Annotated in this window: 28 protein-coding genes; 15 read left to right on the top strand and 13 right to left on the bottom strand. The window is 72.0% G+C overall.

Going from position 1 to position 25,130, the window contains the following annotated elements:
* Nucleotides 1–127: 127 nt before the first annotated feature.
* Complete coding sequence (locus QP089_RS36360; RefSeq protein WP_285918093.1) at nt 128–889, bottom strand: SDR family NAD(P)-dependent oxidoreductase; 762 nt, start codon at nt 887–889, stop codon at nt 128–130.
* A gap of 190 nt (nt 890–1,079) precedes the next feature.
* On the opposite strand from QP089_RS36360, the gene casG reads away from it, so the two are divergent.
* Nucleotides 1,080–2,708, top strand: a complete 1,629-nt coding sequence (gene casG / locus QP089_RS36355; protein WP_285918091.1) for a steroid-24-oyl-CoA synthetase — start codon at nt 1,080–1,082, stop codon at nt 2,706–2,708.
* A gap of 7 nt (nt 2,709–2,715) precedes the next feature.
* On the opposite strand, the gene QP089_RS36350 is transcribed toward casG, so the two are convergent.
* Nucleotides 2,716–4,143, bottom strand: a complete 1,428-nt coding sequence (locus QP089_RS36350) for an AAA family ATPase (protein ID WP_285918089.1) — start codon at nt 4,141–4,143, stop codon at nt 2,716–2,718.
* A 147-nt stretch (nt 4,144–4,290) separates the two neighbouring features.
* Nucleotides 4,291–6,534 carry an acyl-CoA dehydrogenase family protein gene (locus tag QP089_RS36345; protein WP_285918087.1) on the bottom strand — a complete coding sequence of 748 codons (2,244 nt, stop codon included), beginning with the start codon at nt 6,532–6,534 and terminating at the stop codon, nt 4,291–4,293.
* Nucleotides 6,535–6,761: 227 nt separating this feature from the next.
* Between QP089_RS36345 and QP089_RS36340 the strand changes: the two genes are divergently transcribed.
* The gene (locus QP089_RS36340; protein WP_285918085.1) at nt 6,762–7,682 is read left to right on the top strand and encodes an SDR family NAD(P)-dependent oxidoreductase; all 921 of its coding nucleotides are present in this window, start codon (nt 6,762–6,764) and stop codon (nt 7,680–7,682) included.
* A 226-nt stretch (nt 7,683–7,908) separates the two neighbouring features.
* Here the strand turns inward: QP089_RS36340 and QP089_RS36335 are convergent, their stop codons facing one another.
* The 3 genes from QP089_RS36335 to QP089_RS36325 form a co-directional block, all read right to left on the bottom strand.
* Nucleotides 7,909–8,685: an SDR family oxidoreductase gene (locus QP089_RS36335; RefSeq protein WP_285918083.1), complete on the bottom strand. Its 777-nt coding sequence runs from the start codon at nt 8,683–8,685 to the stop codon at nt 7,909–7,911.
* Between the two features lie 31 nt (nt 8,686–8,716).
* Complete coding sequence (locus QP089_RS36330; protein WP_285918081.1) at nt 8,717–9,463, bottom strand: SDR family NAD(P)-dependent oxidoreductase; 747 nt, start codon at nt 9,461–9,463, stop codon at nt 8,717–8,719.
* A 128-nt stretch (nt 9,464–9,591) separates the two neighbouring features.
* Nucleotides 9,592–10,218, bottom strand: coding sequence for a TetR/AcrR family transcriptional regulator (locus QP089_RS36325; RefSeq protein ID WP_285918079.1), 627 nt, complete (start codon nt 10,216–10,218; stop codon nt 9,592–9,594).
* 167 nt (nt 10,219–10,385) lie between these two features.
* Between QP089_RS36325 and QP089_RS36320 the strand changes: the two genes are divergently transcribed.
* Together QP089_RS36320 and QP089_RS36315 are read left to right on the top strand one after the other, a co-directional pair.
* Nucleotides 10,386–11,912 carry an FAD-dependent oxidoreductase gene (locus QP089_RS36320; RefSeq protein WP_285918078.1) on the top strand — a complete coding sequence of 509 codons (1,527 nt, stop codon included), beginning with the start codon at nt 10,386–10,388 and terminating at the stop codon, nt 11,910–11,912.
* Nucleotides 11,909–13,078, top strand: coding sequence for an alpha/beta hydrolase family protein (locus QP089_RS36315; protein WP_285918077.1), 1,170 nt, complete (start codon nt 11,909–11,911; stop codon nt 13,076–13,078). The genes QP089_RS36320 and QP089_RS36315 overlap by 4 nt, the downstream gene beginning before the upstream one ends.
* 61 nt (nt 13,079–13,139) lie before the next feature.
* Here QP089_RS36315 and QP089_RS36310 read toward each other — a convergent pair whose 3' ends face one another.
* The 3 genes from QP089_RS36310 to hsaA form a co-directional block, all read right to left on the bottom strand.
* Nucleotides 13,140–13,892 carry an alpha/beta fold hydrolase gene (locus QP089_RS36310; RefSeq protein ID WP_285918075.1) on the bottom strand — a complete coding sequence of 251 codons (753 nt, stop codon included), beginning with the start codon at nt 13,890–13,892 and terminating at the stop codon, nt 13,140–13,142.
* Between the two features lie 187 nt (nt 13,893–14,079).
* The gene (locus QP089_RS36305; protein ID WP_285918073.1) at nt 14,080–14,922 is read right to left on the bottom strand and encodes an SAM-dependent methyltransferase; all 843 of its coding nucleotides are present in this window, start codon (nt 14,920–14,922) and stop codon (nt 14,080–14,082) included.
* Between the two features lie 97 nt (nt 14,923–15,019).
* On the bottom strand, nt 15,020–16,186 hold the full coding sequence (gene hsaA, locus QP089_RS36300; RefSeq protein ID WP_285918071.1) for a 3-hydroxy-9,10-secoandrosta-1,3,5(10)-triene-9,17-dione monooxygenase oxygenase subunit: 1,167 nt from the start codon (nt 16,184–16,186) through the stop codon (nt 15,020–15,022).
* A gap of 154 nt (nt 16,187–16,340) precedes the next feature.
* Here hsaA and QP089_RS36295 point away from each other — a divergent pair, with 154 nt between their 5' ends.
* From QP089_RS36295 to QP089_RS36280, 4 genes are read left to right on the top strand one after another with little or no spacing between them, the layout of a single operon-like run.
* Complete coding sequence (locus QP089_RS36295; RefSeq protein ID WP_285918069.1) at nt 16,341–17,501, top strand: 3-ketosteroid-9-alpha-monooxygenase, oxygenase component; 1,161 nt, start codon at nt 16,341–16,343, stop codon at nt 17,499–17,501.
* The gene (locus QP089_RS36290; protein ID WP_285918067.1) at nt 17,498–17,740 is read left to right on the top strand and encodes a ferredoxin; all 243 of its coding nucleotides are present in this window, start codon (nt 17,498–17,500) and stop codon (nt 17,738–17,740) included. Before QP089_RS36295 ends, QP089_RS36290 begins: the two co-directional genes overlap by 4 nt.
* Before the next feature lie 22 nt (nt 17,741–17,762).
* A complete protein-coding gene (locus QP089_RS36285) occupies nt 17,763–17,900 on the top strand; it encodes an SDR family NAD(P)-dependent oxidoreductase (RefSeq protein ID WP_285918230.1) in 138 nt (45 codons plus the stop codon).
* Nucleotides 17,897–18,685 (top strand): SDR family NAD(P)-dependent oxidoreductase, encoded by a 789-nt coding sequence (locus tag QP089_RS36280; RefSeq protein WP_285918066.1) that lies wholly within the window; start codon nt 17,897–17,899, stop codon nt 18,683–18,685. Before QP089_RS36285 ends, QP089_RS36280 begins: the two co-directional genes overlap by 4 nt.
* Before the next feature lie 28 nt (nt 18,686–18,713).
* Here the strand turns inward: QP089_RS36280 and QP089_RS36275 are convergent, their stop codons facing one another.
* Nucleotides 18,714–19,145 carry a MarR family winged helix-turn-helix transcriptional regulator gene (locus tag QP089_RS36275; protein WP_285918065.1) on the bottom strand — a complete coding sequence of 144 codons (432 nt, stop codon included), beginning with the start codon at nt 19,143–19,145 and terminating at the stop codon, nt 18,714–18,716.
* A 52-nt stretch (nt 19,146–19,197) separates the two neighbouring features.
* On the opposite strand from QP089_RS36275, the gene QP089_RS36270 reads away from it, so the two are divergent.
* The 3 genes from QP089_RS36270 (at nt 19,198) to QP089_RS36260 (ending at nt 21,494) form a co-directional block, all read left to right on the top strand.
* Nucleotides 19,198–20,031 carry an alpha/beta fold hydrolase gene (locus QP089_RS36270; protein WP_285918063.1) on the top strand — a complete coding sequence of 278 codons (834 nt, stop codon included), beginning with the start codon at nt 19,198–19,200 and terminating at the stop codon, nt 20,029–20,031.
* Between the two features lie 69 nt (nt 20,032–20,100).
* On the top strand, nt 20,101–20,619 hold the full coding sequence (locus QP089_RS36265; RefSeq protein ID WP_285918062.1) for an RNA polymerase sigma factor: 519 nt from the start codon (nt 20,101–20,103) through the stop codon (nt 20,617–20,619).
* Nucleotides 20,616–21,494: a hypothetical protein gene (locus tag QP089_RS36260; protein ID WP_285918060.1), complete on the top strand. Its 879-nt coding sequence runs from the start codon at nt 20,616–20,618 to the stop codon at nt 21,492–21,494. The genes QP089_RS36265 and QP089_RS36260 overlap by 4 nt, the downstream gene beginning before the upstream one ends.
* Nucleotides 21,495–21,534: 40 nt before the next feature.
* Here the strand turns inward: QP089_RS36260 and QP089_RS36255 are convergent, their stop codons facing one another.
* Both QP089_RS36255 and QP089_RS36250 read right to left on the bottom strand, forming a co-directional pair.
* Nucleotides 21,535–21,807, bottom strand: coding sequence for a glycosyltransferase family protein (locus tag QP089_RS36255; protein ID WP_285918058.1), 273 nt, complete (start codon nt 21,805–21,807; stop codon nt 21,535–21,537).
* A 77-nt stretch (nt 21,808–21,884) separates the two neighbouring features.
* Entirely contained in the window at nt 21,885–22,223 is a 339-nt protein-coding gene (locus QP089_RS36250; protein WP_285918056.1) for an ATP-binding protein, read from the bottom strand.
* Here QP089_RS36250 and QP089_RS36245 point away from each other — a divergent pair.
* From QP089_RS36245 to QP089_RS36235, 3 genes are all read left to right on the top strand, one after another.
* Nucleotides 22,194–22,901: a DUF5753 domain-containing protein gene (locus tag QP089_RS36245; RefSeq protein WP_285918055.1), complete on the top strand. Its 708-nt coding sequence runs from the start codon at nt 22,194–22,196 to the stop codon at nt 22,899–22,901. The two genes, QP089_RS36250 and QP089_RS36245, sit on opposite strands and share 30 nt — an antisense overlap.
* Nucleotides 22,898–23,086 (top strand): DUF397 domain-containing protein, encoded by a 189-nt coding sequence (locus tag QP089_RS36240; protein WP_285918054.1) that lies wholly within the window; start codon nt 22,898–22,900, stop codon nt 23,084–23,086. The genes QP089_RS36245 and QP089_RS36240 overlap by 4 nt, the downstream gene beginning before the upstream one ends.
* 97 nt (nt 23,087–23,183) lie before the next feature.
* Entirely contained in the window at nt 23,184–23,705 is a 522-nt protein-coding gene (locus QP089_RS36235; protein ID WP_285918053.1) for a GNAT family N-acetyltransferase, read from the top strand.
* Nucleotides 23,706–23,980: 275 nt separating this feature from the next.
* On the opposite strand, the gene QP089_RS36230 is transcribed toward QP089_RS36235, so the two are convergent.
* Nucleotides 23,981–24,379: a winged helix-turn-helix transcriptional regulator gene (locus tag QP089_RS36230; RefSeq protein WP_285918051.1), complete on the bottom strand. Its 399-nt coding sequence runs from the start codon at nt 24,377–24,379 to the stop codon at nt 23,981–23,983.
* Nucleotides 24,380–24,481: 102 nt separating this feature from the next.
* Between QP089_RS36230 and QP089_RS36225 the strand changes: the two genes are divergently transcribed.
* Nucleotides 24,482–25,105: an NAD(P)-dependent oxidoreductase gene (locus QP089_RS36225; protein WP_285918049.1), complete on the top strand. Its 624-nt coding sequence runs from the start codon at nt 24,482–24,484 to the stop codon at nt 25,103–25,105.
* The last annotated feature ends 25 nt before the right edge of the window (nt 25,106–25,130 follow it).

Genomic DNA, 25,130 nt, shown 5'->3' with positions numbered 1-25,130 from the left:
AGGTGGGTGGCCACTCGACGTTAATCAGCGGGATGCCCGGACGTTCCGGGCATCCCGCTGACTGGGAGCGATGGCCGCGTCAGCGGCTCTCGAGCGCCGCCGCGATCCGGTCGGCATGGGCGCCGTGTCAGCCGAAATGGGCTTGGCCGCCGTCCAGCGGCACCGTCGCGCCGGTCAGGTAGCGCAGGGCCGGCTGGACGAGGGCGACGACGGCGTTGCCGATGTCTTCCTCGCAGTCGCCGATGTAGCCGAGCGGGATGGTCTTGCGGAACTCCTCCGCGGCCTCCGGGAACGCCTCGGTCCACCGCTTCAGACCAGGTGAGAGGGCATGCGGGGCGATGGAGTTGGCGCGGATACCGTCCGGTCCCCACTCGGCGGCGGCCGTCCGGGTCAGCGACCGCAGCGCTTGCTTGGCCGCCGCGTACGCGCCGTACGTCGTCGGATCCCAGCGCACCATCGCCGAGGTGACGAGGTTGATGATGTTGCCGCCGCCGCGCGCCTTCATGTGCGGGTGGCACGCCTTCATGAACGCGAACGCCGCGAACGGGCCGGTCCGGAAGCCCCGCTGGAACTTCTCGTCGCTCATCTCCAGCAGCGGCCCGAACCCGCCCGAGTAGGCGTTGTTGACGAGGATGTCGACACCCCCGAAACGTCCGGCGACCGCGTCCACCACACCGGGGATCGCGTCGGTGTCGGCCACGTCGCAGGCGAACGGCTCGGCGTCCGCGCCGCGCTCGCGGACCAGGCCGCACGTCGTCTCCAGCTTCGCCGCCGTCCGGCCGAGCACGGCGATCGCCGCGCCCTCCGACGCCAGCGCCAGCGCGATGCCCTGGCCGACGCCCTGGCCCGCACCGGTGACGATCGCGACCTTGCCGTCGAGGCTTCCCATGCCCGTCCCCCCTGCTTGCGTCCTGGTGCGGTCATGGTGAGGTGACGCGGCCCACGCGATCGCCGAAGTCCCGCTCACCGGAACGCTCCCAACGCGACGGGCACCCTGCGGCCCGGTCTCGCTCAGTGGAAAGACCTGCTGGTCCGCGCGGCCGGGGTGAGAGCCTTCGGCCACGCGAGGAGGAGGCTCGATGGCCACGACGGCGATGGAGATCATGCAGCGGCTGACCGGCCCCGGCGGCGAGTTCGAACTGCGCGAGGAGGAGGTGCTCGGCACCCGGCTCCCGGTGTTCGCCGGACGGGCCCGCAGCCTCGGTGAGGTGCTCGCCCGGTCCGCCGTGCACGGCGACCGCGACTACATCGTCACCGCGGACCGCCGGCTGAGCTTCGCCGAGCACGCCGCCCAGGCCGCGTCGCTGGCGAAGGCGCTGCGCGACGAGCACGGCGTGCGGCCCGGCGACCGCATCGCCATCGACGCCGCCAACAGCCCGGAATGGATCGTGGCGTTCTGGGGCGCGATCGCCGCGGGCGCCATCGCCGTCGGCTACAACGCCTGGTGGGCGCCCCGCGAGATCGAGTACGCCCTCGGCCACACCGAGCCTTCGATCGTCGTCGCGGACGCCAAGCGCGCGGCGCAGATGCCCGCCGGCACCCGCGTCCTGACGATGGAGGAGGACGTCCCCGCGCTCGCCGCCCGGTACCCGTCCGCCGCCCTCGACCTCCCGGACGTCGCCGAGGACGACCCGGCGGTCATCCTCTACACCAGCGGCACGTCAGGCCGCCCGAAGGGCGCGGTGCACTCGCACCGCAACCTGACCTCGGTGATCGAGTACCACCGGCTGAACGACGCGCTGATGCGGGCGTTCGGCGACCCCACCGACCCCGCGACCCGCCGCTACCTGCTCGCCCTCCCGCTGTTCCACATCGCCAGCCTGCACAACCTCGCCGTCCCCCGGCTCGCCACCGGCACCGCCGTCGTCATGCACGAGGGCGCGTTCGACGTCGACAGGGTCCTGCGGCTGATCGAGAAGGAGCGCGTGACGAACTGGGGCGCCGTCCCCACGATGGCGAACCGGATGATCGAGCACGGCGATCTGTCCCGTTACGACACGTCCTCGCTCACCGCCTTCGCCTTGGCCTCGGCACCGTCCTCGCCCGCGTTCAAGGAGAGGCTGCGCGCCGCGTTCCCGCCGGCCGCGAACGCCCTCGTCGACAGCTACGGCCTCACCGAGACCTGCACCGGCGTCGCCGTCGCGTCCCCCATGGACCTCGCCGAATCCCCGGGCACGCTCGGCCGCCCCGTCGCCGGCGTCGCGCTGGAGATCCGCGACCCCGACGGCAAGCCGCTGCCCGAGGGCGAGGAGGGCGAGGTCTGCGTCCGCAGCGCCTACAACATGCTCGGCTACTGGCGCGACGACGACGCCACCGCCCGCGCGATCCGCGCCGGCCGGTGGCTGCACACCGGCGACATCGGCATGGTCGAGCAGGGCCGCCTCCGCCTCACCGCCCGCCGCTCCGACCTGATCATCCGCGGCGGCGAGAACGTCTACCCGGCCGAGATCGAGAACGTCCTCGCCGAGTACCCGGGCGTCCGCGAGTGCATCGTCCTCGGCGTCCCGCACCCCGACCTCGGCCAGGAGGCCCTCGCCGTCGTCGTCTTCGGCGCCGCCCCCGCCACCGAGGCCGACCTGGCCGCCTTCGCCCGCGACCGCCTCGCCTACTTCAAGGTCCCCTCCCGCTGGAAGATCACCACCGCCCCCCTCCCCCGCAACGCCACCGGCAAGGTCATCCGCCGCGAGGTCGAGGCCGCCCTCGACTGATCCGGGATCAGGAGCGCCAGGCGGCCACCACGTCCTCCGGCGTCCAGACGAGGTCGACGCCGTCGCGCGCCCGGATGCCGGACAACGACACCACTACGAGCCCGGTCGCGGCCGGATCGAACCCCGGGACCTGGACGGCCGCGCGCCGTAGACCTGCCAGGTCGTGCTCGTCGAAGGGGCTGCCGAGCCACTTGACCGCCCCGGCGAACCCGATGCGGCCCGCGACGGGCGCGCGGTCGGCCCCGACCAGGTCGACCTCGGGATCGAACCGCCGGTTCCACCATCCGCCGACCGCCTCCACCTCCGGCCAGGGCAGGTCCGCGCGTTCGAGGGCCTCCCTCACCAGCGGCTCGACGGCGCGCCCGCGCCACGAGGTCCAGCGCCGCCGGACGATCCGGAAGCCCGCCTCCGGGCGGCCCCGCCGCGCCTGCTCGTGCGCCGCCCGCAGCGCGGCCAGATACAGGCGCAGGTTGCTGTCGGCGATGCGGTAGAGGGCGGGCTTGCCGGGACGCGTCGACAGCGGCTCGTCCACCGCGATGACCCGCTTCTCCTCGATGAGGCGCCGCAGCAGGGGCGAGAGCGTCCCCGACGGGACGGCGCCGGCGCGGCTGCCCGCGGACGCGGCGATGTTGGCGTGCGTGCGGTCGCCGAACCCCACCGCCTCGATCACACGGCGGGCGACGTCGGGGTTGGGGAACTCGGCGAGCATCGACGCCTCCGGGACGCCGAACAGCGCCGCCGCGGGATCGGCACACTCCTCCTCGAGGAACTCCAGCGCGGGCGTCCCGTGCGGCCAGGTGCGGACGATCCCGGGCAGTCCGCCCGTCACCAGGTGCGCGTCGATGGCGTCCGCCGCGCCCAGCCCGAGCGCGTCGCTCAGGTCCGCCGGGTTCAGCGGGCCGAGGACCATGGTGTCGGCACGCCCGTAGAACGGCCGGTCGTGGGCGGTGAGCCGTTCCATCATGTGCACGTCGCTGCCCAGCAGCAGGAGCAGCACCGGCCTGGACGACAGGAGCCGGTCCCAGGCCGTCTGCAGCGCGCCGTCGAACAGCGCGTCCTGCTCGGCCAGCCAGGGCAGCTCGTCCAGGACGAGGATGGACGGCGCGTCCGGCAGCAGCGAGGCCAGCACCCGGAAGGCGTCCGGCCAGCTGCCGTTCTGCAACGTCGGCACGAGTTCGGGGTCCGTCGGCAGCGCCGACTCCCGGACGTCCCGCAGGAAGGCGTCCACCGCCTCGATCGGCGAGGCGCCCTTGGTGGCGGTGGAGAACACGTACGGCACACCCGCGCGGTCGCAGAACTCCTGGACGAGCCGGGACTTGCCCACCTGCCGCCGGCCGCGCAGCGCGAGCGCCGCTCCCGCCCCGCTCCTGGCGACGCGGTCCAGCCGCTTGCGCAGGACCGCGAGTTCCACGTCCCGCCCGATGAACCCCGGCAAGGTAGCTCCAATCTACATAGATTGAATCTACATAGATTAACTCAAGGAGCACGCGGCGAGGCGGGGCTCGTCAGCGGGAGGCGGGGTGGGTGTTTGGCTATGAAGAGGGCTTCGGCAGGCCCAGGGTGACGGTGCTCTCCATCGGCATCAGGCGGTTCCGGCGGGCTGTGGGTCGCGGGGGAGCCCGAGGAGCCGCTCGCCGATGATGTTGAGCTGGACGTCGGTGGTGCCGCCCGCGATCGACATGTTGCGGGAGTTGAGGAACATCCAGGTCGGGTCTCCCCTGCCGGTCCCCTCGCCGGTCAGCGCGTCCGGGCCGATCCAGTCGACGGCGGTCTCCCAGACCTGCTGGAGGTGCTCGACGCCGATCAGCTTGCCGATGCTGGACTCGGCGCCGGGCTGGTCGCCGGCGATGGAGCGCAGCGTGGTGCGCAGCCCGAACAGGCTGCTGGACTGGGCGTCGCAGAGGATGCCGCCGAGGGTGGTGAGGCGTTCGTCGTCGGCGCCGCCGGCGGCGAGCTTGAGGAGGGCTTCGCCGCCGCTGCCGAGGGACGAGTCGTTGGACAGCGAGACGCGCTCGTTGGCGAGGGTGGTGCGGGCGAGCTTCCAGCCGTCGCCGGGCCGCGCGACGAGCAGGTCGTCGGGGATGAAGACGCCGTCGAGGAACACCTCGTTGAACAGCTGGTCGCCGGTCAGCTCGCGCAGCGGGCGGACGTCGATGCCGGGCGACCTCATGTCGAGCAGGAAGTACGACAGCCCCTTGTGCTTGGGGACGGACGGGTCGGTGCGGGCGAGCAGGATGCCCCAGTCGGCCTCGCGGGCCATGGACGTCCACACCTTCTGCCCGGTGATCGTCCAGCCGCCGTCGGCCTTCTCGGCGCGGGTGGACAGCGCGGCGAGGTCGGAGCCGGCGCCGGGCTCGGAGAACAGCTGGCACCAGCGGACGTCGCCGCGCAGCGAGGCGGGCAGGAACCGCTCCTGCTGGGCGGGCGAACCGTGTGCGATCAGCGTCGGGACGACCCAGTTCCCGATGATCATGTCGTGGACGCGCAGGCCGGCGGCGCGCATCTCCTCGGAGATGACGAGCTGGGTGACGGCGTCGGCGCCCTTGCCCCAGGGGGCGGGCAGATGCGGGGCGGTGTAGCCGCGGTCGGCGAGGTGGTCGGTGCGCTCCTTGCCGGTGAGGGCCTTGGCCGGTTCCAGTTCGGCGCGGATCCCGGCGCGGACGGCCTCGGCCTCCGGCGGCAGGTCGACGCCCAGGTCGCGGCGGACGCCGGCGAGGGTGAGGGACGCGACGCGGCGCCGCCAGGACGCGGTGGAGCCGAGCAGGACGCGCAGGGTCTGGGCGCGGCGCAGGTAGAGGCTCGCGTCGTGCTCCCAGGTGAAGCCGATGCCGCCGAGGGTCTGGATGCAGTCCTTGGCGGTCTGGAAGGCGGCCTGGACGCTGGTCGCGCCGGCGACGGCGGCGGCGAGCGACGCCTCGCCGGGCCTGGTGCCGGTCTCGTCCTGGGCGCGGGCGGCGTCCCAGGCGCAGGCGCGGGCCTGCTCGGCGTGCGCGAGCATCCGGGCGCAGCGGTGCTTGACGCCCTGGAACTGGCCGATCGGGCGGCCGAACTGCTCGCGGACCTTGGCGTACTCGGCGGCGGTGGTGGTGGCCCGGTCGGCGAGCCCGGACGACTCGGCGGCGAACAGCGTCGCGGCGAGGTCCCGCACGTCGCGTGAGTCCAGATTCACAACCGACTCGGCGGGGACCGTTGTATTCTCCAACCTGACCCTGGCCAGGCGGCGGGTGAGGTCGTGGCTGGGCAGCGCCTCGACGGTGACGGCGTCGCGCGGCAGGACGGCCCAGGCCGTCGCCTCGCCGTCGGCGGCCGGCAGGACGAACACGTCGGCGAGCTGCCCGCCGAGCACCGGCGCGGAGACGCCGGTCAGCGTGACATCGCCGCCGGAGCGCGACACCGTCACGTTCCGGCCGGAGGGCGACACCGTCGCGTCGCCGTCGGGGCGCGACAGCGTGACGCCGCCCGCTTCCAACCCGACCGCGCCGAGCACCGCGCCCGACGCCAGCCTGGAAAGGTGCGCGGTGTGTCCGGCCCGGTGCAGCACCGCGCTCGCCAGCACGGTCGGCAGGAACGGCCCCGGGGTCATCGCGCGGCCCAGCTCCTCCAGCACGACGGCCAGCTCGACCAGCCCGTATCCGGCGCCGCCCGCGTCCTCCGGCAGGTGCAGGCCGAGCAGCCCCTGCGCGGCGAGGTCGGCCCAGAACGCGGGCGCCTTCTCGGCCTCGGCGTCGACCGCGGCGCGGACGGCCGCCTGCGTCACCTGCCGGGACGTGAAGGCCCGCACCGCGTCCCGCAGGTCGCGGTGCTCCTCGGTCAGCCCGATGGTCATAGGTGTCCTCAGATCCGTTCGATGATGGCGGCCGTGGCGCGGCGCGGAGGTCGGCGGCACGACACTAGAATTCGTTCTTGTCGGGTGCAACCGGCGTCCCACTCACCGGTCCGCGCTGACCACCGCCCGCGGGCGGGCCCGCTCAGCGGGACGGCGGCGGCGAGCGCACTAGAATACGTACTAGCCTCCGTGTCCGGCCGAATCGCACGGACACACCGGGAGCACCGATGAACGCTGACCTCTCCCTGGCGGGCCGCACCGCCGTCGTCACCGGCGCGGGCGCCGGGCTGGGCCGCGCCGAGGCCCTCGCGCTGGCCGCGCGCGGCGCCAACGTCGTCGTCAACGACATGGGACAGGCCGCCGAGAAGGTCGTCGCCGAGATCACCGAGGCGGGCGGCAGCGCGATCGCGGTCACCGGGGACGTCGGCGACTGGTCGATGGGCGACACGCTCGTCTCCGCCGCCGTCGACACCTACGGCTCCCTGGACGTGCTGGTCAACAACGCCGGCGTGCTGCGCGACAAGATGCTGTTCAACCTCGCGGAGTCGGACTGGGACGACGTGCTCCGCGTCCACCTCAAGGGGCACGCGTCGGTGTCGCGCGCCGCCGCCGTGCACTGGCGGGCCGCGAGCAAGGCCGCCGGCGGCCCGGTCTACGGCCGCGTGGTCAACACCGCGTCCGAGGCGTTCCTGTTCGGCTCGGCGGGGCAGCCGAACTACTCCGCGGCCAAGGCCGGCATCGTCGCGCTCACCCTGTCGACGTCCGCCGGGCTCGCCCGGTACGGCGTCCGCGCCAACGCGATCTGCCCGCGCGCCCGCACCGCGATGACCGAGGCGACGTTCGCCGAGGGCACCTCCCCCGGCGGCCTGGACGCGATGGCGCCCGAACGCGTCGGCACGTTCGTCGGCTACCTCGCCTCGCCCGCCGCGGAGAAGATCAGCGGCCAGGTGTTCATCGTGTACGGCGACATGGTCGCGCTGATGGCCGCGCCGACCGTCGAGCAGAAGTTCACCGCCGCGGACGGCGTGTTCTCCGTCGAGGAGTTCGGCGAGCAGATCACCCCGTACTTCGAGGACCGCGACCCGCACCGGACCTACGCCGCCTACAGCGTCGCCAAGCTGGACAACACCGGCACCAACGTCCGCTGACCCGAACGTCCGAAGGGCGCCCCCGGCGCGGGGGGCGGCCTTCGGACCTTTCCAACGGCCGCACGCCCGTTCCGGCCATGCCCAGCGGAGCGGCCGGGCGTAGCCTGGGGCGATCACACGGCAGCCGTGGCCGGCACCTTCGCGGTCGTATACGTCGGCGGGCTGATCGCCGTGCTCGCGTCGTAAGGAATCCCATGGCTTCCCGCGTGGTGGACCGTGCCGCGGATCAGAAGACGGAGGGGCCGCGCAGGGTGGCTTCGGCGCCGCCGTCGACGTAGATGACCTGGCCCGCCATGTGGGAGTTCGCGGGCGACACCAGCCAGGCGAGCGCCTCGGCGATCACGATCGCGTCCGCGTAGCCGTTCAGCGGCATCGGCACCGCCTCGTTCATGATCTTGAACATCTTCTCGTCCTCGAACAGCGGCGCGCTCATCGGCGTCCGGACGACGCCGGGCGCGACCGCGTTCAGCGGGATCCCGGCGCCCGCCCACTCCGGGGTGACCGAGACGCGCCGCAGCCACTGCGCCAGCGCCGACTTCGACGACGGGTAGAGCCGGTTGCCCCGCCGGGCCTCCAGGACGCGGTCCGCGGCAGCGAGCGCGGCCGGCTCGTCGCCGTCCAGGCAGGCGCGCAGCACCGCGTCGTCCACCGGCTGCGTGCCGGAGATCGACCCGACGACGGCGGCGCGAGGCGCGCGGGCCTCGGCCAGCGCCGGGCGCAGGCCGTCCAGCAGCGCGATCGCGCCGAAGTAGTTGACCTGGACGGTCAGCGGCGTGGGACCGGTCACACCGGCGCAGGCGACGGCGCCGTCCAGCGCGCCGCCGGACCGTTCCAGAACCCCGGCGACCGCCTGGATGCGGCCCTCGGCCGTGCTCAGGTCGGCGCACACCTCGGCGTCGCGCAGGTCGACCCCGACGACCTCGTCGCCCTGCTCGCGCAGCAGCTCCGCCAGCGTCCTCCCGATGCCGGAGGCCGACCCGCTCACGGCGATGGTGCGTCCCATGGACGACTCCCTTCGAATAAACCGGACGGCGCTACAGGTGCGAGCCGCCGTCGACGCGCAGCTCGGCACCGGTCAGGTAGCCGGCGTCGGACGACCCCGCGAACGCGATGACGGACGCGATCTGCTCCGGATCGGCGACGCCGAACGGCGCGACGATCCGGCTGAAGTAGCTCAGGTCGGTCCCGCGCGGGAACATGTCCGCCCTGGTCAGCGGGGTGTTCACGGTTCCTGGGGAGATCGGCACGACGCGGATGCGGCGCGCGGTCAGCTCGGCCGCCAGGCTCAGCGAGAACGACAGCACCGCGCCCTTGGACGCCGAATAGGCCGTCATGTACGGGTTGCCCTGCGTCGCCGACAGCGACGCGGTGTTGATGATCACTCCGGTGCCGTCCGGGAGGTGCCGGAGCGCCTCCCGGCAGAACAGCGCGGTGCCGATCAGGTTGACGTTGAAGATCCAGGTCAGGTCCGCGACCGACAGCGTCGCGATCGGCGTGGTCTTGTGCACGCCCGCCACGTTGACCAGCACGTCGATGCCGCCGAGCGTCTCCGCCGCGCCGTCCACGGCGGTGATCACGGCGGGCTCGTCGGCGACGTCCGCGACGCGCGTGGTGATCGTCCCGGGGCCGGTGGCGCCGGCGGCGGTCTCGGCGAGGCCGTCCTCGGACCGGTCCACCGCGTAGACGGCGGCGCCCTCGGCGGCGAGCCGGTGCGCGGTGGCCCGCCCGATGCCCGACGCGGCCCCGGTGAGCAGCACTTTCACGCCGTCGTAGCGATTCATGCGGGAACGCTAACCGCGCCCCCGGATCCCCCGCCGGGACGATCCCGATGAACGGGAGCGCCTACCCGGGCGCGTCTACCCGGCGCATCTGAACGGCGCATCTGAACGGCGCATCTGAACGGGAGCGCCTACTCGGGCGCGTTCCGGGGGGCGTTGGAGCGCGGCGCGAGCAGCAGCTTGCAGGCGAGCCGGATGTCGCTCTCCACGTCCGCCATCGACGCCCGCCCGTTCAGGCTCGACTGCAGCACGCCGTACCAGCACTGCATCAGCAGGCGGACGAGGGTGATGTCCTTCGCCGTCGGCACCTCGATGCCCACGGCCCGCAGCAGGATCTCGCGGAAGGTGTTGTCGATGTGGACGGTGTCGGCGACCGTCGCGACGTGCGCGGTGTTGGACGCGTGCAGCATCGACGTCGACAGCACCGGCTGCGCCATCAGGTACCGGCTGGCCTGCACCAGCATGTCGGCGACCGCGTCCTCGGGAGCGGTGCCCTGCTGCGGCTCGGTGACCTGCTCGCGCAGCCGGTCGACCTGCGCCGCCATGACCGCGGTGAAAAGGTGGACCTTGGACGGGAAGTACCGGTAGAGGGTGCCGATCGCCACCCCGGCGGCCTTGGCGACCTCGTGCATCTGGACGCGCTCGAGGGACTTCTCCGCACCGATCCGCGCCGCCGCGCGGAGGATGCGCTGGCGGCGGTCGTGCTGGTCGGGTGAGTTCGGCTCGGCGGACAGCCTCGCCGACGCGATCCTCGCCACGGTCCTCCCCCAGGGGTCCATTCCTGTGCTGACAAGGAAGAATATCCGGCTCCCCGGCACGTCCCGCGATCGTCGATACCGGTCAGTGGGACCGGCCGTCCCCGGGCGCCGCGCCCCCGCTTACGTTGTGCCCGCGCCAGGACCCGAGGGCTCGGAGGGGACGTCGGATGGGAAACGCCGGGGAAGCGTGGGACGACGAGTACGACGTCGTGGTGGCCGGCTCGGGCGCCGGCGCGATGGCGGGCGCGCTGGCCGCGGCCTCCGCCGGCCTGCGGACGGCCGTCCTGGAGAAGACGGGGCTGCTCGGCGGGACGTCCGCCTACTCGGGGTCGGCGATCTGGCTGCCCGGGACGCGGGTGCAGGAGCGCGCCGGGATCGGCGACTCGACCGACGGGGCGCGCACCTACCTGCGGGCGCTGCTCGGCGACGGCACCGCCGCGCACCGCAAGGCGTTCCTGGAGACGGCGCCGGAGCTGGTGGAGTTCCTGGAGAACGACCCGGCGATCGAGTTCGAGTTCCAGCCGTTCCCCGACTACTTCGACGCGCCCGGGCGGCTGGCCATGGGCCGGTCGTTCGTCCCGCTGCCGCTGCCCGCCGAACGGCTCGGTGATCTCGCCGGGCTCGTCCGGCCGCCGGTCGACCGCGACCGCGCCGGGCGCGGGCATTCCACGTCCAAGCCATTGGTGCAGGGCCGGGCGCTGATCGGTCGGCTGCTGCTGGCGATCACCGCGACCGGCAACGGCGCCGTCCGCACCCGGACCGCCCTGACCGGGCTGCGCGCGGAGAACGGCCGGATCACCGGTGTCACCGCGGCGACGCCGGACGGTCCGGTCCGGCTGCGCGCCCGGCGCGGCGTGCTGCTCGCCGCCGGGGGCTTCGAGGCGTCGGCCGCGCTCCGCGACGAGCGCGGCGTGCCCGGCGCCGCCGCCTGGACGATGGCCCCGGACGGCGCCAACACCGGCGACGCGATCACCGCCGCCGCCGCGATCGGCGCGTCCACCGGCCTGCTGGACCAGGCGTGGTTCTGCCCGGGCGTCCTCACCCCGGACGGCCTGCCCGCGTTCACGCTCGGCTTCCGCGGCGGGCTCATCGTGGACGGCTCGGGCCGCCGGTTCGCCAACGAGTCCCTGCCCTACGACCAGATGGGCCGCCGTCTCGCCGCCGCCGAGGGCCCCTTCCACCTGATCTTCGACGCCCGCTCGAAGGGCCTGCCGGCGATCTCCGTCCCGCCGGTGTCGCTGGACGACCAGGTCGCGTCCGGTACCTGGATCCAGGCGGGCTCCCTCGCCGAGTTGGCCGCGACGGCCGGCCTTCCGGCGGACGCGCTCGCCGCCACCGTGGAACGGTTCAACGGCTTCGCCGAGAAGGGCGTGGACGAGGACTTCCACCGCGGCGAGGACCCCTACGACCTGTTCTTCACGGGCGGAAAGCCGGGCCTCGCCCCGGTCGGCGAGCCGCCGTACTACGCGGCGAAGATCGTCCTCAGCGACCTCGGTACGAAGGGCGGGCTGCGCACCGACCCCGACGGCCGCGTCCTGGACACCGCCGACGCCCCCGTCCCCGGCCTGTACGCCGCGGGCAACACCAGTGCCTCGTTCACCGGACCCGTCTACCCGGGCCCGGGCATCCCGATCGGATCGGCGATGGCCTTCGCCTACCGCGCCGTCCAGGACATGAGAAGGAGCAACGCGTGAGATCAGCCAGGGGACGCGCGACCGCGATCGCCGCCGTCGCCGCCGCCGCCGGGCTCGCGGTCACGGCCGTCCCCGCCCACGCCCACGCCGACGCCGGGCACCGGGGACGGCTGCTGACGAGCCGGCCGCTGCACACCGCGGCGGCGCTGCCGTCCGCCTCGGTCACCCGGTCGATCGGCTACGTCTCGGAGGGCGTCGGAGGCAGGCGGATCACGGTGACGGGCACCGTCGCCGTCCCGAAGGGCAAGGCCCCGCGCGGCCGCTGGCCCGTGATCAGCTGGGCGCACGGCACGACCGGCACCGCCGACGTCTGCGCCCCGTCCCGCGACACCGCCACCGGACCCGCCCACGACTACCTGTCGATCACCGAGGGTTTCCTCGACAAGTGGGTCGCGCACGGATTCGCGGTCGTCCAGACCGACTACGAGGGCATGGGGACGCCGGACGGGCATCCCTACATGAACGGCGCCAGCGAGGCGAACACGGTCATCGACATCGTCCGCGCCGCCCACAGCGTCGACCCGCACATCGGACGTAATTTCTACGTCGCCGGCCACAGCCAGGGCGGCCAGGCGACCCTCTACACGGCCGCCGCGAAGAGGGCGAAGGACGTCCGGTTGAAGGGCGCGGTGTCGATCGCGCCCGGCTCGCACATGGCCGAGACCGCGCAGTACGTGCAGGCGGGGTACCCGGGCGCGGAGGCGGCGTTGCCGTTCCTGTTCGTCCTGCTCAACGGCGCGAAGGCGGCGAACCCGTCCTTCCAGCCGGAGAGCCTGCTGACCGACCGGGCCGCGAAGGTCCTCGCGTCCGGCCAGACGACCGCGTGCCTCGCCCAACTGCGCGAGGCGGGCGCGTCGATCCCGCTGTCCCAGGTCTTCCGCCCGGCCGCCGACCTCACCGAGTTCGAGAAGTACTTCGACTCGCAGGAGGCCACCGGCCTCGACCTGCGCGTCCCCACCCTCGTCGCGCAGGGCTCCGCCGACACCGCCGTCTCCCCCGCCGCGACGACGGCCCTGGTCGCCGACCTGTGCAAGCGGTACCCGGCCATCACCTACCGCGAGTACCCCGGCGCCGACCACCGCGCCAGCATCAACGCGTCCTTCGACGACGCCCTGACCTTCGTCCAGACCCTCCAGTCCGGCCGAACCCCACCCACCACCTGCTGACCCGCACGGCGAGTCGTCGTTATGGCCGCCGCCATAACAACGACTCACCGCAACTCAATGGCTAGTGCGGGCGGCCGAAGTGGCGGGTGAAGAAGAGGACGGCGTTGTCGGCCTCGAATCTGGGGAGTTCCTTGTGCGCGCCCGCATTGGCGTGCAGGGTCTTCTCCTTTGAGGCGAAGGCGTCGAACAGCGCCAGGCCGGATTCGCGCGGGATGTGTTCGTCGTCCCACTGGAGGTCGAACTCGATCGGAATGGTGATCCGCTTCGCCGCCTCGGCCAGGGCGTCGGGCCAGTGCAGGCCGAAGACGGCGGCGGAGATCCTCGGTTCGGACGCCACGAACGGGACGCCGATCGCGGTGCCCATGTTCAGGCCGAAGAAGCCGACCGGGCCGTCGGGGCCGATCTCGGGGAGTTCCTGGAGGGCGTCCAGGGTCGTGCGGTATTCCGGGACGGCCTGCTCCGCCAGGTGGGCGTTGTACCGGACGACGATCGGGCCTTCCGGCTCGCCCGCCGCCCGCGCCCGGAACAGTTCGGCGATCTCCTGCTCGTCGTGCGGCGTGCGGGGACGGTCGCCGTGCCCCGGAGCGTCGATGACGGCGACGTGGAAGCCGCAGCCGGTGACGAGGCGGTGCGCGCGGCCCGACATCGCCGGCGACTTCTTGTGGTTGCCGCCGCCGTGGGCCATCAGGATCAGAGGCGCGCGGCCGGCGCCGGATTCGGGCGACCAGAGGACACCGGGAAGCCCGTCCACGGTGAAGTCGCGTTCGCGGACGCCGTTCGCCGACGTCTCGGCGGTGAATTGCAGAGAGTTCATGGTGTTGCCTTTCGGGAGTGCCTGTTTCGGGGCGCTCCCGGCGACACCTAGGTCAGCCGCACGACCGTGACGAAAGGGGGAGCACCCACCTCGATCCAGCGTTCATGGGTCTCACCTCCTCGCGTTCCTTCACGATCCCGGGCAACCTACCAGGCGGGCGTCGTCGCGCCCAAGCCCTTTTCCGGCGTCACTTGACCAGGACGCCGCCGTACTCGCAGAGGTCGGGGTGGTTCTTGGACGCGCCGGCGAACTGGGCGAGTTCGGCGGGGACGGGCGCCAGCGGCGGCTGGCCGGGGTCGGGACGCCAGTCCCGGATGTCCACCAGGCCCGGCTCGACGGGGGCGGGGCCGGCGAGCAGCGCGTCGACCTCCTCGCGGCTGCGGGTCCGCCACGGCATGCCGGCGCCGTTCGCGGCGGCGTCCATCCCGGCGCGGCGGGCGGGGTCGGCCGAGGTGATCTGGGTGAACACCAGGTGGCTGCCGGGCACGGCCCGGTCGAGGACGCCGTGGACGACGCGGCGCGGGTCGTCGCCGTCCAGCAGGTGGTGGCCGATCGACAGGTAGAGCACGGCGACCGGCTCGGAGAAGTCGATCAGCCGCTTGGTCTCGGGGTCGTCGAGGATCGCCCGGGTGTCGCGCATGTCGGCGTTGATGACCGTGGTGGTGCCGTCGCCGGCCAGCAGGGCCCGCCCGTGCGCCAGCACGATCGGGTCGATGTCGACGTAGACGACGCGGGCGTCGTCGGCGAAGCTCCGGGCGACCTGGTGGACGTTGTTCTCGGTCGGCAGCCCGCAGCCCATGTCGATGAACTGCCGGATGCCGGCCTCCTGCGTCAGGTACCGCACCGCCCGGTACAGGAACAGCCGGTTCTCCCGCGCGATGTCCACGATCTCGGGGAAGTGGGGCAGGTACTCGAGGGCGAACTTGCGGTCGATCTCGTAGTTGTCCTTGCCGCCGAGCGTCCAGCCGTAGATGCGCGCCGACGCCGGGACGTCCGTGGGGATCTGGGTGGGCGGCTGGTCGTCGGTCATCGCGCGGCTCCGGGCGGCAGGTGAGATCGAAGCTCGTCACAGTAACCCGCCGCACCCCCGCCGCACGGGCGATTCGTGAAGAAGATCCACATTTGTATCAGACGAGGTTGTCCTCCACCGCGAGGCCGAACTCCCCGCGCCCGTACATCGACAGCGCGTGCTCGACGTCGTTGGCCACGTGCACGCTGCCCGCGTGCGCGTCCCGCCACGCCCGCTCGATCACGTTGCCGCGGTGCAGCGAGTTGCCGCCGGCGGTCTTGAACAGGATGTCGATCGCCTCGATGGCCCGCTCGGTGCCGCGCACCTGGTCGCGGCGCGCGCGCAGCCGCAGCTCCATCGGGATCTTCTCGTTGCGGACCGCGTACGCGTAGATCTCCCGGACGTTCCGGTCGGTCTGCAGGATCGCCGCGTCGATCTCCGACGCCGCCCGCGCCACCGCGACCTGCGCGAACTGGTCCTCGACGAACCGCCCGCCGCCGAGGCTCAGCCGGATCCGGTCGCGCATCCGCGCCACGTACAGGTCGTGGCAGCCCGCCGCCATCCCGATCACGCTGGCCGCGACCGTGGTGGTGAAGATCGTCCCGAACGGCAGCCGGTACAGCGGGCCGGTGTTGACCTTGCGGCCGGCGGTGCGCAGCTGCGCCTGGTCGAAGTTGCGCATCGCGCGGTGCGCCGGCACGAACGCCCGCTCCACGACGATGTCGTCGCTGGCGGTGCCGCGCAGGCCCATCGAGTTCCACACCTGCTTGATCTCGTAGTCCGTCCTCGGGACGAGCACCGTCATGAAGTCGACCGGGCGGCCCTCCGCGCCGACGACGAGGCCGCCGAGCAGCGCCCAGTCCGCGAACTCGCAGCCGGACGAGAACGCCCACCGGCCCGACACCTCGAACCCGCCGTCCACGGGGGTGAGCCGGCCGATCGGCGCGTACGACGAGGCGGCCAGGACGTCCGGCCCCGGCTCCCACACCTCGCGCTGCGCCTCGTCCGGGAACAGCCCGAGATGCCAGGAGTGCACGCCGAGGACGGCCGTCACCCAGCCGGTCGACCCGCACGCGCCGGACACCGCCCGGACCACCTCGTAGAAGGCGACCGGGTCGTCCTCCGCGCCGCCGTACCGGGCCGGCTGCAGCATCCGGAACACCCCGGCGGCGGTGAGCTCCTTCATCGTCTCCGCCGGGATGCGGCCCCTCTCGTCCACGGCCCGGGCCCGTTCGGCGATCCCCGGCAGCAGCCCGCGCACGGCCTCCAGGACCTCGTTGCTCATCCCCGCTCCTCGCTCCCGTCTTCCCTCGTCCGGCCCTCGCAGGACACCATGGCGGCGTGCCGCCGCGCGGACGCGCGTCCCGGCCACCGAGACTGCCCGGACCGGACGGCGGGGCGCGACCTAACGTTCGCATCACCGGTCCATCGCCGAAGGGATGATCCACGTGACAGCAACCGAGCCGGACGCCGTCCGCAAGATCGAGGCGGAGGCCGTCTCCTCCCGTTTCGCCCGGGGATGGCACTGCCTCGGGCTGGCCGAGAAGTTCAAGGACGGCAAGCCCCACACGGTCAACGCGTTCGGGGGGAAGCTCGTCGTCTTCACCGGCGCGGACGGCAGGACGAACGTGCTGGACGGCTACTGCCGGCACATGGGCGGCGACCTGTCCGACGGCACCGTCAAGGGCAACGAGATCGCCTGCCCGTTCCACGACTGGCGCTGGGGCGGCGACGGCCGGTGCAAGAGGATCCCGTACTCGCGCCGCGTCCCGCTGCGCGCCCGGACCGCCGCGTGGCCGACGATGGAGCAGGACCAGATGCTGTTCGTCTGGAACGACCCGGAGGGCAAGCAGCCGCCGGCGGACGTGACGATCCCGCGGATCGAGGGCGCCACCCGCGACGACTGGACGGACTGGCGCTGGACCGAGCAGGTCGTCCACACCAACTGCCGCGAGATCATCGACAACGTCGTCGACATGGCGCACTTCTTCTACATCCACAACTCGTTCCCGACGTACTTCAAGAACATCTTCGAGGGGACCGTCGCGACGCAGATCATGAAGGGCAAGAGCCGGCCGGACGCGCGCCGCGAGGGGAGCGGGAGCGGCGGGCCGCGGATGCTCGGCAACTCCTCGGTGGCGTCCTACCACGGGCCGTCCTTCATGATCGACGAGCTCACGTACCACTACGAGGGCTACGACCTGAACTCGGTGCTGATCAACTGCCACTACCCGATCGACGAGCACTCGTTCTCGCTGCACTCGGGGATCATCGTCCAGCACAGCGACAAGCTGCCGCCGGAGGTCGCCGAGGCGACCGCGGAGAAGCTGTCCAGCTTCATCCTCACCGGGTTCGAGCAGGACGTCGCGATCTGGAAGCGCAAGGCCCGCATCGACAACCCGCTGCTGTGCGAGGAGGACGGGCCGGTCTACCAGCTGCGCCGCTGGTACCAGCAGTTCTACGTGGACGTCGCCGACGTGCGGCCGGAGATGACCGACCGGTTCGAGTTCGAGATCGACACGACCCGTCCGGTCGAGTCGTGGGAGAAGGAGGTCGAGGAGAACCTGGCCCGCCGCGCGGCCGAAGGGGCCTCGGCGTGACGATCCGCCAGGACGAACGGCTGGTGGACGGGCCGCTGCTGCCCGTCCGCTGCCGCCGCTGCGCCGCCGAGGTGCTGGTGCGCAAGTCGAGCTGGGAGCAGACCAGCATCCAGTGGACGGCCGAGGCCCGGGCCGCGTGCCCGGAGCTCGCCGCGGACCCGCACGAGACGTGCCCGGCGCTGCGCTCGGCGATCCAGGAGGCCGCGCTGACCGGCGCGATCCGGGTGATGGACGAGTGACGCCCTCGCCGGCCGGTCCGCGATCGTCACCGGCGCGGGCGACGGCATCCGCCGCGGTGTGGCCCGCCGGTTCGCCGCCGAGGGCGCCCGCGTCCTGGCCGCCGAGCTGAACCCCGAGGCGGGCGCGCGGGTCGCCCCGGACCTGGACGGAGAGCAATGATCGACCGCTACGGCCCGTGGGCCGTCATCGCCGGCGGCTCCGAGGGCGTCGGCTCCGCCTTCGCCCACCGGCTGGCCGACGCGGGGCTGAACCTCGTGCTGATCGCCCGCAAGCCCGGGCCGCTGGAACGCACCGCCGCGGAGGTCCGCGCGAAGGGCGTCGAGGTCCGCACCATCGAGCTGGACCTCGTCGCCCCCGACCCGCTCAAGACGATTTGCGAGGTGACGGACGGCCTGGACGTCGGGCTCCTGGTCTTCAACGCGGGCGCCAACGGCTACGGCCACGAGTTCGTGTCCGGCGACCTGGACCGCTTCCAGGGCGTCATCGACCTGAACATCACCGCGCAGCTTTCCTTGACGCACCACTTCGGCGCGCTGATGAAGGAGCGCGGGCGCGGCGGGATCCTGCTGGTCGGCTCGCTCGCCGGCTACATGGGGCAGCCGCAGATCAGCATCTACGCGGCGGTGAAGGCGTTCGGCCGCGTCTTCGCCGAGGGGCTGTGGCTGGAACTGCGCGAGCACGGCGTGGACGTGCTGGAGCTCGTCCTCGGCGTCACCCGAACCCCGGCGATGGAGCGTGCCGGCCTCAACATGGACATCCCGGGCCTCAACGTCGCCGAGCCCGACGACATCGCCCGCGAGGGGCTGGAGCACCTGTCCGACGGCCCGGTCTGGGTCGCCGGCGGCAACTACAAGGCCGCGCAGAAGCGCAACGGCTTCCCGCGCCGCGAGCTGGTCGCGGGCGCGCACGAGGCGATGCAGCGGATGCTTCCGAAGCCGTCCTGATCCCTGGTTCCGGCCGCCCCGTGCCCCTTCAGGCGCCGTCGAGGTGCGAGTCGTAGAGCCGTCTCAGCAGGCGGTTGAGCTGGGCGCGTTCGGTGCGGCCGAGCGCGCGCAGGAAGCCGTCCTGCTCCTCGGCCGCCGCGTCGGCGATCGTCTTGACGAGCGCTTTTCCGTGCGCGGTGAGCGCGACGATGCGGCGGCGCCGGTCGGTGTCGTCCGGTCGCCGTTCCACGAGCCCGCGCTCGGCCAGTGAGTCGAGCACCGTCACGATGTTGCGGGCGTCCACGGCGACGAGCCCGGCGAGCCGCCGCTGCCCCTGCGGGCCGTGCTCGTCGAGCGTCACCAGGACCGCGTACTGCCCCTGCGTGAGGTCGTGGGCGGCGAGGAACGCCGTCCACGACCGCGCCGCCAGCGACCCCATCCGGGCCAGCAGGAACCCGGTCCCCCGCTCGTAGGCGTTCACGGTTCCAGCCTAGTGGTTAGACATGGAGCATGTGCTTTGATAGACATGCTCCATGTCGATTAACCATGCCGCCATTCCGGTCGGCGACCACACCTTGCACGTCGCCGAGTCCGGCGATCCGGCGGGACGGCCGTTCCTGTTCCTGCACGGCTGGCCCGAGTCGTGGCGGACGTGGACGGGCGTCATGGAGGCCGCCGACGGAGCCCGGCTCATCGCGATCGACCTGCCCGGAATCGGCGGGTCGACCGGGCCCGCCACGGGCGGCTCGAAGCTCGCCCTCGCCTCGATCGTCCACGGCCTCGTGGAACGCCTCGAACTCGCCGATCTCACTCTCGTCGGGCACGACGCCGGTGGCATGGTCGCCTACGCCTACCTGCGCCGGTACGACGCCGCGCGGGTCGTCATCATGAACACGGTGATCCCCGGCGTGGCCCCGTGGGACGACGTCCTGCGCAACCCCTACATCTGGCATTTCGGCCTGCACGCCGTCCCGGCGCTGCCGGAGACGCTCGTCCGGGGACGCGAGCGGGAGTACTTCGACTACTTCTACGACGTGCTGTCAGTCGATCCGTCGCGGATCACGCCCGAATCCCGGGCCGCCCACGTCGCCGCGTACACCGGCGCCTCGCTCACCGCCGGCTTCGACCTCTACCGGGCCTTCGCCCAGGATGCGAAGGACAACGCGTCCTTCACCGGCCCCACCTTGACCCCGCTCCTCTACCTCCGCGGCGACAGCGAGGGCGGCGACCTCGACGCCTACGCGCAGGGCTTCCGCGACGCGGGCGTCCGCGACCTCACGACGGCGATCGTCCAGGACGCGGGCCACTTCGCCCAGGAGGAGCAGCCGGCGCAGGTGTGGGCCCGCATCTCATCCTTTGCCGGGTGAAAGATCCGGCGATCCCACGACATGTGAAGGGTGACCGCCGAGGACGCCACATGCGGAGGATCCCCCCACATGGATAAAGAGGAGTTCGCGGCCGTCTACGCCACGACCTACAGAGGGCTGCTCGGCTACGCGCTGCGGCGCTGTGACACCCCCGATGACGCCGCGGACGTCGTCGCCGAGACCTTCACGATCGCCTGGCGGCGCGCCGCTGACATCCCCGCCGGCGACGGGGCCCGGCTGTGGCTGTACGGGGTGGCGCGCCGCGTCCTCGCCAACCACCGGCGCGGCGAGCAGCGCCACGCGCGCAAGACGGCGGCGCTGCGCGCCGAACTCTCCGCGCCCGCCCCTGACGACTCCCCCGTGGCCGAGGTGTTCCGCACCCTCCCCGACCGGGACCGCGAACTGCTCACCCTGGTCGCGTGGGAGGGCCTGTCCGTCCCCGAGATCGCCGCGGTGCTCGGATGCTCCCGCAACGCCGTGAGCATCCGCCTCCACCGAGCCCGCAAACGCTTCGCGCGCGCTCTGCAGGCCGCCGGAGTCGACCAACCGGAGCCGGGCAGGCCCGTCCTGAGGAGCGAACTGGCATGACGTACCCGGTCGACGACGTCGTGGCGTCCCTGAACCCCGTCCGAGACGACGACATCCCCACATCGGACGAAGCGTCCCGCACCCTCCTGAACGCCATCACCACGGACACGCCCCCGGTCCGACGCCGGCGCTTCCGCTTCCGCCTCGCCGCCTTGGCCGCTACGGCCGTCACCGCCACCATTGCCACGCTCATCGTCCTCTCCGGCCACGGCTCCGGCCCGCTCCGCAGCTACGCCAACGCCGCCGTGCAGATCGACGTCACGGGCAAGGACGCCTACGAGGTCGAGGTCAAGGACGCCTACGCCGACCAGCGCGAGTTCCGCGAGGCGTTCGCGAAGTTCGGGCTGGACGTCCGGCTCAGCATCGTCCCGGTGTCCCCGGCCGGCGAACGCCGGATCATCAGAATCGGCTCCCTGCACGCGCCCTCCGGCGACGAGCCGCCCGGCGGCGTGACCGGCACGTCCGACACCGACCTGAAATGCCCGCCCGACCAGGGAGCCTGCCCCCTCAGGGTCAGGCTGGGCGGTGCGATGTTCCGCCTCGAAGGCGCCGACATCGTCCTCGGCCGCAAGGCCCGCCCCGGGGAGGTCTACCAGGACGCCTACCCCGGACCCGGCGACCGCCCGGCGAGCCTGCACCTCACCGGCCGCACCGTCGACCAGGCCCTCACCGACCTTCACCGACGCGGCCTGACCTGGTCATTCTTCCTCGGCCAGTTCAAACTCGACGGCTCGGGCGGCGGCTGGGACCCGCCCGCGCACTGGCGCCCCTCCGGCGACCGCCGCATCACCGGCGCCTGGATCCGCAGCTCCAACTCGCTCGGCCTCCTCGTCACCCCGCAAAAGGACGACCCAGAACCCGACCCGGACAACTGACCCGCGCGTCCGTGCCATCGCCCGGGCACGGACGCCCGTTTCACCAGGTGGCCGGAAACATGCGGCGCTTGAGCAGCCGCCCGACCCGATCGGCCGCCGCGTTGACGTCCCCGCACGGAAACAGAAACCCGTCCCGCCCCCGCCGCGCCTCGCAATACGCCCACCCATTCCCGGGTACGGCCCGCACCTCGACCACAACACCCACGTCCTCGGCTACGCCGCTCGCATAAACCCACAACAACGGCACGGAAACCGGGAAGCGTTCGTCCCGATAAAGCTTCACGCACCGCCACCCGTCCATCCGCACGGCCACGGACAGATGCTCCAGGTATCGCACGGCGATTTTCCGCCCGCAATACGTTCGCCACCATAGGAGAGGTCGCCCGTGCATCAGAACGCGACCTCCGCCCAGACCCACTTGCCGGGCCGCGTCCGCTCCACCCCACACCTCGTCGCGAGCGCTTGGACGATCGGCAGACCCCATCCGCCCGTCCCGTCGTCATACCCCGCATCCAGCGCACACGGGTCGGGAGCGATGTCGTCCAGCGTCAACTCCACCACCGGTCTGGCGACCGGCATGGCCTCCGAGGCGTCCCAGACCGCCAGCCGGACGGCCCGCGCCTCCCGCGTGAACCTGACCCGGATCTCCCGATCCGGCGTACTTTGTATCGCATTAGCGACCAGTTCTCCAGCGATGAGATGAACGTCCCCGGCCGCACGAAGAGCCAAGTTTCCAAGTACGAGGGCGGCACCCGCCAACTCGACGAACGCGAAGCCGCGATCCTCGACCAACTGTGGGACACCGGCGGCCTCTTCACCATCCTCCTCCGCTACGCCAAGCTCGGGGTGGACCCCAACTGGTCCGAGAAGCTCCGGAGATACCAGCGCGACGCATCCGTCCTGCGCCTCTACAGCGGCAACATCATCCCGTTCCCGTTCCAAGCGGAGGGTTACGCCAGGGCGCTCCTCGGCGCAGGGCATGCCGCCGGCCTGGTGGACGACATCGACTCCGCGGTCGCGAGGCGCATGGAACACCAGGCCGCCATGCTCGCCAACGATCCCCGGATCTGGGCCGTGCTCGACGAGGTCGCTCTGCGACCGATGGGAGGCACTGCCGTCATGGAGGACCAGCGTGACCTGCTTCTCAAGCTCGCCGAGCTACACCACGTCTCAATCCGTGTCCTGCCAGAAGGTGCAGCGCCCCATATCGGCTTGGACGGCTCCTTCTGCTGCTTCGACCTTCCGAAGGGCGCCCGAGCCGCGTTCGCAGGAACTAATCTCGACGTCGGACGAGTCGTAGAGGATCAAGGCGAGGCGGCCGACGTAGCGGTACGCTTCGAGCAGATCTCTGCGCGGGCTTGGAGCGAGGACCAATCACTCGAGTGGATAGCGAGGATGCGCACATGACGACTTGGCGGAAAAGCAGTCACAGTGGCCAAGGCGGCACAGGTGAGTGCGTCGAATTGGCTCGCCTTCCTCATGCCATCGGTTTCCGCGACAGCAAGAACCCCGAAGCCGGGCACCTCGAGCTTCCTCGAGTGGCTTTCGCCGCCCTGCTCGGCCAACTGAGGAACGATCGGCCCTTCGTCTGAGCCGAGAGCGTCCAGGCGTGCTCCCGGGGAGCAGGACGAGGGCAGCGACCGACCGTTACCGGCGATACAAGCCATGCATCACTTCGGAGGTGGCGCGGTGAGCGCCGTTGAGATAGGTCTGCGGCCGGTCACCGAGGACGATCTCGCGATGTTCCGGCGTTTCGCCACGGAGCCTGGGTTGATCGGCCTGGACTGGACGGGGTTCCGTGACGCGCAGGCCCCGGCACGGCGCTATGCCGCCGACGGTTACCTGGGCGAGGATGGCGGCAGGCTCATTGTCGAGACCGACGGCACGGCCACGGGTTTTGTGAGCTGGTCGGCGCAGGGGTTCGGCGTCTCCCGGTACTGGGAGATAGGGATCGCCCTGCTACCCGACTGGCGCGGGCGCGGCATCGGCTGGCGCGCTCAGGCGATGCTCTGCGATTACCTGTTCACCCACACCCCGGCCGAACGCATCCAGGCGGCCACCCATCCTGAGAACATCGCAGAGCAGAAATCGCTGGAGAAGGCCGGATTCAGCCTGGAGGGCGTCCTGCGCGCGGTGGAGTTCCGCGCCGGTCGGTGGCGTGACGGCTGGATGTACAGCAGACTGCGAAATGATCCGTCACCGACCGGGTGAGTGCTCCATTTGCTGATTTCGTCGGTCAAGCGCGCGTCCAGTCTGGGCGCCCGGCCAAGATCAGTCCTGAACGGTCTACTCATGGCACGGTCGACCTCTGCGTCCCTCACCCCTGTCCTGGCCGCACGTGGCAGGAGCTCGGCGATAAGGGCTCGCCTGTCAAAGCCGTGCTCCTCGCCATGCCGCATCTGACGGCCTATGTGGACCACCGGAGCAGGCATATCCTCACCGCACGTTTGTCCGCCACTGCACCGCTGGCGGCTCACGGCGGCTGATCAGGCCGTTGGGGTTACGTCTGCCGGCGTGCTGGATGGGGCGTCGTAGGACTCGCGGGCGTCGAGCAGTTCGTCCCAGTGCTGCTCGGCCCAGGCGCAGGCGGCCGCCATCGGTTCGAGCATGCTGCGGCCCAGCGGGGTCAGCTCGTACTCCACGTGCGGGGTGGCCTCGGCGTAGACGGTGCGCTTGACCAGGCCGTCCCGTTCGAGGGAGCGCAGCGACTGCGTCAGGACCTTGGGAGTGACGCGGCTCAGCGGCACGCGCAGTTCGGAGAAGCGGCGCGGGCCCTGTTCGAGGCAGCGGATGATGAGCCCCGCCCACTTGTCGCCGAACCGGAACGGATTCAGCGATGACGGGCACAGCTCGTCGAACATGTCGGCGGGCAGCGGTTCCCTCATGGCGCCACAGTAGCCGGTATCCCGGAGGGAACCGCGGCCCCGGTTAGCGTCGGCGAACCGGCCGGGCACATGGGCTCCGGCCCTGCTGAGAGGTGGTTCGTCATGAACATCGTGGTCTTCGGTGCGGGCGGTCGCGCGGGGCGTCAGGCCGTCGCGGAGGCGCGGCGGCGCGGCCATCAGGTCACCGCCGTGGTGCGCGACCCCGCACGCCACGGCGACCTGGACGGCGCGCGGGTGGTGGCGGGCGACGTCACCGACGAGGCCGGCATCGAGCAGGCCGCCGCCGGGCACGACGCCGCCATCAGCGCCGCCGTGGACCTGTCGGTGCCGCCGCACGACTTCTTCACCACCTCGGCCCGTGCCCTGGTCACCGGACTGACGAAGGCGGGCGTGCGTCGCCTGGTGCTGGTCGGCATCGCAACGGTCATGCCCGGGGCGTCCGGCACGCGCTTGATGGACGAGCCCGGCTTTCCGGACGAGTTCCGTCCGTTCTCCCTCGGCCACGCGGCGGGACTGGAGGAACTGCGGGCAAGCGACCTGGACTGGGCTTACATCGCCCCCGCGGGCGACTTCGACCACGACGGCGCGCGCACCGGCCGGTACGAGCTCGCCGACCACGGGGACATGGCCCGCCGGATCTCCTACGCGGACTTCGCGATCGCGCTTCTCGACGAGGTGGACGCGCCCCGCCACCACCGCACGGCCGTCAGCATCCGGGAAGCGTAATGCCCCAGGGCGACGACACCCCCGA

Source organism: Actinomadura opuntiae (assembly GCF_030283205.1).
Lineage (GTDB): Bacteria > Actinomycetota > Actinomycetes > Streptosporangiales > Streptosporangiaceae > Spirillospora.
The sequence above is the reverse complement of the archived record's forward strand: the minus strand, read 5'-3'. Positions and strand labels throughout refer to the sequence as shown.

Bases quoted from the DNA above. Each gene is read 5' to 3' on its own strand.
- QP089_RS36305 (WP_285918073.1), bottom strand. From the start codon at position 14,922: ATGACCGACGACCAGCCGCCCACCCAGATCCCCACGGACGTCCCGGCG.
- QP089_RS36270 (WP_285918063.1), top strand. From the start codon at position 19,198: ATGTCGATTAACCATGCCGCCATTCCGGTCGGCGACCACACCTTGCAC.
- hsaA (WP_285918071.1), bottom strand. From the start codon at position 16,186: ATGAGCAACGAGGTCCTGGAGGCCGTGCGCGGGCTGCTGCCGGGGATC.
- QP089_RS36225 (WP_285918049.1), top strand. From the start codon at position 24,482: ATGAACATCGTGGTCTTCGGTGCGGGCGGTCGCGCGGGGCGTCAGGCC.
- QP089_RS36335 (WP_285918083.1), bottom strand. From the start codon at position 8,685: ATGGGACGCACCATCGCCGTGAGCGGGTCGGCCTCCGGCATCGGGAGG.
- QP089_RS36340 (WP_285918085.1), top strand. From the start codon at position 6,762: ATGAACGCTGACCTCTCCCTGGCGGGCCGCACCGCCGTCGTCACCGGC.
- QP089_RS36240 (WP_285918054.1), top strand. From the start codon at position 22,898: ATGACGACTTGGCGGAAAAGCAGTCACAGTGGCCAAGGCGGCACAGGT.
- QP089_RS36345 (WP_285918087.1), bottom strand. From the start codon at position 6,534: ATGACCATCGGGCTGACCGAGGAGCACCGCGACCTGCGGGACGCGGTG.
- QP089_RS36330 (WP_285918081.1), bottom strand. From the start codon at position 9,463: ATGAATCGCTACGACGGCGTGAAAGTGCTGCTCACCGGGGCCGCGTCG.
- QP089_RS36360 (WP_285918093.1), bottom strand. From the start codon at position 889: ATGGGAAGCCTCGACGGCAAGGTCGCGATCGTCACCGGTGCGGGCCAG.
- QP089_RS36320 (WP_285918078.1), top strand. From the start codon at position 10,386: ATGGGAAACGCCGGGGAAGCGTGGGACGACGAGTACGACGTCGTGGTG.
- casG (WP_285918091.1), top strand. From the start codon at position 1,080: ATGGCCACGACGGCGATGGAGATCATGCAGCGGCTGACCGGCCCCGGC.
- QP089_RS36280 (WP_285918066.1), top strand. From the start codon at position 17,897: ATGATCGACCGCTACGGCCCGTGGGCCGTCATCGCCGGCGGCTCCGAG.
- QP089_RS36230 (WP_285918051.1), bottom strand. From the start codon at position 24,379: ATGAGGGAACCGCTGCCCGCCGACATGTTCGACGAGCTGTGCCCGTCA.
- QP089_RS36260 (WP_285918060.1), top strand. From the start codon at position 20,616: ATGACGTACCCGGTCGACGACGTCGTGGCGTCCCTGAACCCCGTCCGA.
- QP089_RS36245 (WP_285918055.1), top strand. From the start codon at position 22,194: ATGAACGTCCCCGGCCGCACGAAGAGCCAAGTTTCCAAGTACGAGGGC.
- QP089_RS36265 (WP_285918062.1), top strand. From the start codon at position 20,101: ATGGATAAAGAGGAGTTCGCGGCCGTCTACGCCACGACCTACAGAGGG.
- QP089_RS36310 (WP_285918075.1), bottom strand. From the start codon at position 13,892: ATGAACTCTCTGCAATTCACCGCCGAGACGTCGGCGAACGGCGTCCGC.
- QP089_RS36295 (WP_285918069.1), top strand. From the start codon at position 16,341: ATGATCCACGTGACAGCAACCGAGCCGGACGCCGTCCGCAAGATCGAG.